At 47.7% G+C, this 5,694-nt stretch carries 4 protein-coding genes; 2 read left to right on the top strand and 2 right to left on the bottom strand.

Features of this window, described 5'->3' with window-relative positions:
* Window positions 1-83: 83 nt before the first annotated feature.
* Both KDK15_RS02425 and KDK15_RS02420 read left to right on the top strand, forming a co-directional pair.
* A complete protein-coding gene (locus tag KDK15_RS02425) occupies window positions 84-1,055 on the top strand; it encodes an aldo/keto reductase family oxidoreductase (RefSeq protein WP_257293777.1) in 972 nt (323 codons plus the stop codon).
* 638 nt (window positions 1,056-1,693) lie between these two features.
* Window positions 1,694-3,493 carry a DEAD/DEAH box helicase gene (locus KDK15_RS02420; RefSeq protein ID WP_373691321.1) on the top strand — a complete coding sequence of 600 codons (1,800 nt, stop codon included), beginning with the start codon at window positions 1,694-1,696 and terminating at the stop codon, window positions 3,491-3,493.
* 75 nt (window positions 3,494-3,568) lie between these two features.
* Here the strand turns inward: KDK15_RS02420 and KDK15_RS02415 are convergent, their stop codons facing one another.
* A complete protein-coding gene (locus tag KDK15_RS02415; protein ID WP_257293775.1) occupies window positions 3,569-4,792 on the bottom strand; it encodes a cysteine peptidase family C39 domain-containing protein in 1,224 nt (407 codons plus the stop codon).
* Window positions 4,793-4,878: 86 nt separating this feature from the next.
* On the bottom strand, window positions 4,879-5,553 hold the full coding sequence (locus tag KDK15_RS02410) for a hemolysin III family protein (protein ID WP_257293774.1): 675 nt from the start codon (window positions 5,551-5,553) through the stop codon (window positions 4,879-4,881).
* Window positions 5,554-5,694: the final 141 nt, after the last annotated feature.

Raw genomic sequence — 5,694 nt, 5'->3', positions numbered from 1 at the left:
CATAGTAACTGCCCACTTAGCCAGAAAAATACGATTCCATTTGGCCAACTACTTAATAAGTAATCCGATTGGGTTGGAGTCTTATGAATCGAATTCCCCTGACTATTTTCTTACCTGAAACCAGCAGAATCGCAGCAGGCTGTATGGGGTTGGGTGGAGGCTGGGATAATAGCCCGGTTTCAAAGGATCATATGATGCAGGCGCACCAGTTTCTGGATGGTGCTCTTGAGAGCGGCATAAACTGCTTTGACCACGCCGATATCTATACCCTTGGTAAGGCTGAGCAGGTATTTGGCGGGGTATTGGGTGATCGACCGGGGCTGAGGGAGAAGATATTCCTGCAAAGCAAGTGTGGCATTCGCTTCGCTGAAGGAAACGTTCCCAATCGCTACGATTTTTCCCGGGATTGGATTCTGCACAGTGTGGAAAACAGTCTTGCCCGTTTGAACACCGACTATCTGGACCTCCTGCTTCTGCACCGACCGGATCCGCTTATGCAGCCAGAGGAGGTTGCCGGGGCGTTTCATCAGTTGCAGAAAGACGGAAAAGTTAAGCATTTTGGTGTGTCAAATATGAATGGCCACCAGATTAAATACCTTCAGTCATTCCTTGATCAGCCAATTGTGGTCAACCAGTTGCAGATGAGCCTGACCCACCTGGACTGGCTGGATGAAGGTGTGCTGGTAAATCACCCTGAAGGGCAGGCGGTCAGCGTTACGCCGGGCACTGTTGAATATTGCCGTAGCCACAATATCCAGCTGCAGGCCTGGGGCTGCTTGAGCAACGGTCTGTTCACCGGGAAAGATGTTCATGGTGAGCCTGAGGCTATTCAGAAAACTGCTGTGCTGGTCAAAGCGTTTGCAGAGCAGCTGGGTGTTTCCAGAGAGGCTATTGTATTGGCCTGGCTGATGCGCCACCCCGCAGGTATCCAGCCGGTGATTGGCACGACAAATGCGCAGCGTATCAAGGCCTGTGGCGAGGCTGAGAATATCGAGTTGAGTAGAGAACAGTGGTATCAATTGTATGTGAGTGCCCGGGGCCGTAGGCTTCCGTAGCCTGAAAAGATCAGGATAATGTCTGGGGGAATATCCGTAGATGTGATAATCCCCTAATCATTGAGAGATAAAAACAGTATTCACTGTCTAAAAAACACGCTAGACTAGCCAATCTTTTTCTATCCCCATGCGTAGTCCTTCTGATGGACACAGGGGGTTTGTTGGGAAGTCCTGGCGCTTCGTTTCCTGCATTTAATCCGGCTGACATGTAAACTGTCCGGTCTTTTGAGAGTCCAACAAGAGACTATTGAGAGACAATCAAGAGTTCAGCCGCTGGAAGATCAATAGATCTGATTATCCTCTGCCAATGCAGGCCAAGCTTGTTAATCAAGCCTCTCCAAACGCAGTCGTGGACCTCACAGGCGATTCGGTAACGTCTTTTTGTATTCCATCAGACGGGTTTTCCGGATAGCGGCACCAGGAAGTCCATGGCTGCAAATTTTCCGAATAATCCTCGGTAATGTGTACTGCCATTCCATTTCTTTCTGTTTGCTCCAGGAGTCGCCAGCACCAGGCAGCCATGAGCCGGTTTACCGGACTATCAAATGCCGTCTGACCTGACAGCTTTTGACATCAATGATGGTGGCATTTTTATGGCAAGCATTTTTATGGCAAACAATGAATTTACGGAGTATCAAATGACTGATACCAACAACGCGATGACTTTTGCGGACCTGCCCCTGTCGGAAGCGGTAATCAGGGCTGTTCAGGATGTCGGCTATGAGAGCCCATCACCCATTCAGGCACAAAGTATTCCTCACCTGCTGGAATGTCGTGACCTTCTGGGTCTGGCGCAGACCGGTACGGGTAAAACAGCCGCATTTGCATTGCCATTGCTGTCAGCCATTGATTTGCAACAGCGCGATCCCCAGGTTCTGGTATTAACGCCGACCCGTGAGCTGGCTATACAGGTGGCAGAAGCATTTCAACGCTATGCCCGTCATATGAAAGGATTCCATGTTCTGCCAGTTTACGGTGGTCAGGATATGCGCAGCCAATTGCGCAGCCTTCAGCGTGGGACTCATGTGATCGTAGGTACACCGGGTCGGGTCATGGACCACCTGCGTCGTGAAAGCCTGAAACTGGATAATCTGAAAACCGTTGTTCTGGATGAAGCGGATGAAATGCTGCGCATGGGCTTCGTCGATGACATTGAATGGATCATGGAGCAGACTCCCGCTGACCGTCAGGTGGCCTTGTTCTCTGCCACCATGCCTTACCAGATTCGCAAAATTGCAGATACTCACTTAAAAGAGCCTGCTACAGTGGAGATTAAAGCCAAAACGGCAACGGTTGACACCATTACCCAGAAAGTTTGTATGGTCAGCGGTTTTCACAAGCTGGATGCACTGACCCGTATTCTGGAAGTGGAATCATTTGATGCCATGATTATTTTCGTGCGCACCAAAACTGCCACTGTTGAACTGGCGGAAAAACTGGAAGCCCGTGGTTTTGCTGCAGCGGCACTGAATGGCGATATGAGTCAGGCACTGCGTGAGAAAGTGGTTGACCGTCTCAAGAAAAAATCCCTGGATATTCTGATTGCTACCGACGTAGCGGCCAGGGGCCTTGATGTTGAGCGCATGAGCCACGTAGTGAACTACGATATCCCTTACGATACGGAAGCCTACGTTCACCGTATTGGTCGTACGGGACGTGCTGGCCGTCAGGGCACCGCTATCCTGTTTGCCACCCATCGTGAGCGCAGAATGCTTCGTGCCATCGAAAGTGCTACACGACAGCGTATTGATACCATGCGTTTGCCTTCTATGAGTGACGTGCGTGATATTCGTATCCGTCAGTTTAAGGAAGATGTCATCAAAGCGATGGACATGGGCGAAGAGCTGAATGTGTTCCGTGGGATTGTTGCCGAGCTTGAGCAGGAAAATGCCCTGAGTTATGAAGATATGGCGGCAGCGCTCTGCTTTATGGCCCAGAAAGAACGCCCATTCCCGGATGCCAAAGAACCCGAGCAACCCCGTCGCGAAGGTCGTGATCGTGGAGAAAGACGTCGTGATGGCGACAGACGTGGTGAGCATGGCCGTGAACGCAACAATGATGGCATGGTGCGTTATCGTGTAGAGCTGGGCCGTGACCAGGGAATCAACCCGGGTGACCTGGTGGGTGCCATTGCCAATGAAGGCAAAATTTCCGGACAGAGTATTGGCCATATCCGACTGTTTGATAACTGCTCGTCAGTCTATCTGCCAGAAGGGATGGACAAGCGTGTTATTGAAGCCTTGAAAGGGGCCAGGATTCGCAACCGGCCAATGGAGTTGAAACTGTGGACGGGTGACGAGCCTCAAACAGAACGCCGTGGCCGTCGTGATGGTGGTCGTGGTCGTCAAGAGGCTGGACGCCGAGAAGCTGGTGTCCGTCGTGAAGGCAGTCGCAGTGGGGATCGTCGTCCACGTCGTGATAATAACGGCAATCGTTAATACCACTCCGGGTTATTGGTTTTTCCAGTAGTCCGGACTTTCGGGCATGAGGAATTTACCCCCCCTAATTATCAGCTATTTCACTTGAATGGCATTTTTTCCCCAGGATTTTTCAAATGCGCTCCGGATGATCTCAACCTCCCAACCGTGATATGGGTCTCGAATAAGAACAAATGTGTCTGTGACTGCATCAACAATAACTTCATGTGCTCCAATTTCTTCGGTTATCACTGAGACTATTGCAGGTCCATCCTGATTAATCGCATGGTTTAGTTGTTCAAGATTTGCAAACCGGTTTTTAAACGGGGTTAAACCTGCAGTAGATAATGCATGAAATATGGAGGTGTCATCACCAAGGTTTGTTGATTTTAAGGTGCTTACCGAAAAGCGGCGGTTATGCTGATGTATTAGCATTGCTGCTGCAGCATAAGTACAGCCTCTGGTTGCTTGTTGTTGAATGATTGGTCTTTTATTACTGGTATATTTGACTTTAATCTGTTCAGTCTCCTCAACACCGCTCGTAAACTCTGATCTTACCGGTTGGTGCACTGTTAGAATTTCATGGTCAGGAAATGATAGCCCGTAACCATGCGCTCCAGTAAAATATATATTTCTGAGAACAGGATCATCCTGGAAGAGATAATGAACAACAATTTCCAGAAGAGAACCCGGTCTATTCCACATATAACTTTCAGGCTCAAATATCCCCTTTAACCAACCTTTCGATTCTAGATAGTTTTTAAAATCTATATTTTTCTGTATTTCGTAGTGGGAAAAAATATATTCAACAGTATTTCTGATTTGTTGAAGCTTTGAAGAGTCTCCTCCATAAATGGTGTCACATAACGCTAAGTTTGGGTATTGTCTCTGGTAAATAGATCTGGGAATGCCAGCTAATTGTAACAGTTTATCCTTAAGTTCCTGAGTTGTTTTATCATAGGGTTCGCTAATCCTCCCAGAAGGCATAGTAAGTTGCATATGCTGACTGATTGCAGGGGATGTTAGTTCTGGGCTTTGTGGGGTAAACCTTTTTGAAAGCTCACTGGAATAAATTTGAATACCGGGAAGCTCGGAGTTGTGTGGCCTGGCTTTGTCATGAAATGGTTTTTGGCCATCAGATAAATTATTAGATGACGATGACATACCTTGTTTCAAGGTAGAAAATGTTGGTGGCGCATGTTTAACAAAGTGGCCATTAGAATCTGTTGTTTCTTTACATGAAGAAACATCTTCATGTTTTAAAGTGACATCTGTGGCCTGACCGGTATAACTGGATTGGCTCTCATTCAAGGGGCTCATATTAATGCCTCCACTGAGTACATTATTTCATTTTGACTGAGTGATAGCCAAACAGTTCCAAAGAACCTGAAAAACTTTATTTTTATTCAAGCTGGCGGTAATACATGAAACAAAACAGAAAAGAAGTGGCAGGCCGAGCCACCTAATACAAAGAGATGCCAGATCGCGTGATTAAAGGGCAGCTTTTTCCATAAATAAAAGATTACGCCAAATGTGTAAAGTAATCCTCCGGCAACCAGCCAGTATATACCACCGGTTGATAAGTTCTCTGCCAGCTCCCCGGAGGCGACCAGCACCAGCCAGCCCATAAGAATGTAAGAGCTTACTGATATTTTTTTGTACCTTGATCCAAACACCACTTTGAAGATGATGCCCAATGCTGCCAGAGTCCAAATCACAGCAAAAAGAATCCATCCAGTAACGCTTCTCATGCTAACCAGCAGAAAAGGTGTGTAGGTTCCGGCAATCAGCAGATAGATAGAGCAGTGATCCAGTATTTTGAAGACGTTCTTGGTTTTTGGATGCTGAAAGCTGTGGTAAAGCGTGGAGGCAAGAAACAGCAGAATCAGGGTGGTGCCGTAGATGCTGAAGCTGACGACCCGCCATACATCAGCCTGATGGGCGGCATAGGTGACCAGCAACGTCAGACCGGCAACACTCAGCAGGGCCCCCAGACCGTGAGTAATACTATTGGCAATCTCTTCAGCCAGGCTGTAACCCCGGCTGATAAGTTGGTTTCTTGCTGAAGATTTCGGAGCCATAAATCGGTTTTTAATCGGTGCGAGGGTTTCTGATCATACTGAATCTTTTGCCTTAGTGCATAGGAATTATGCGCATCAGTTCCCTATTTCAATGCAATTGATGGGTTCCTTCTATCATTGACGTCCAAACTCCGTTCGTCC

Source organism: Endozoicomonas sp. YOMI1 (genome assembly GCF_024606345.1).
Lineage (GTDB): Bacteria > Pseudomonadota > Gammaproteobacteria > Pseudomonadales > Endozoicomonadaceae > Endozoicomonas.
Note: the sequence above shows the minus strand (reverse complement) of the source record. Positions and strands in the feature narration are given on the sequence as shown.

Excerpts from the sequence above, each read along its gene's own strand:
- KDK15_RS02425 (WP_257293777.1), top strand. The coding sequence starts at position 84 with ATGAATCGAATTCCCCTGACTATTTTCTTACCTGAAACCAGCAGAATC.
- KDK15_RS02415 (WP_257293775.1), bottom strand. The coding sequence starts at position 4,792 with ATGAGCCCCTTGAATGAGAGCCAATCCAGTTATACCGGTCAGGCCACA.
- KDK15_RS02410 (WP_257293774.1), bottom strand. The coding sequence starts at position 5,553 with ATGGCTCCGAAATCTTCAGCAAGAAACCAACTTATCAGCCGGGGTTAC.
- KDK15_RS02420 (WP_373691321.1), top strand. The coding sequence starts at position 1,694 with ATGACTGATACCAACAACGCGATGACTTTTGCGGACCTGCCCCTGTCG.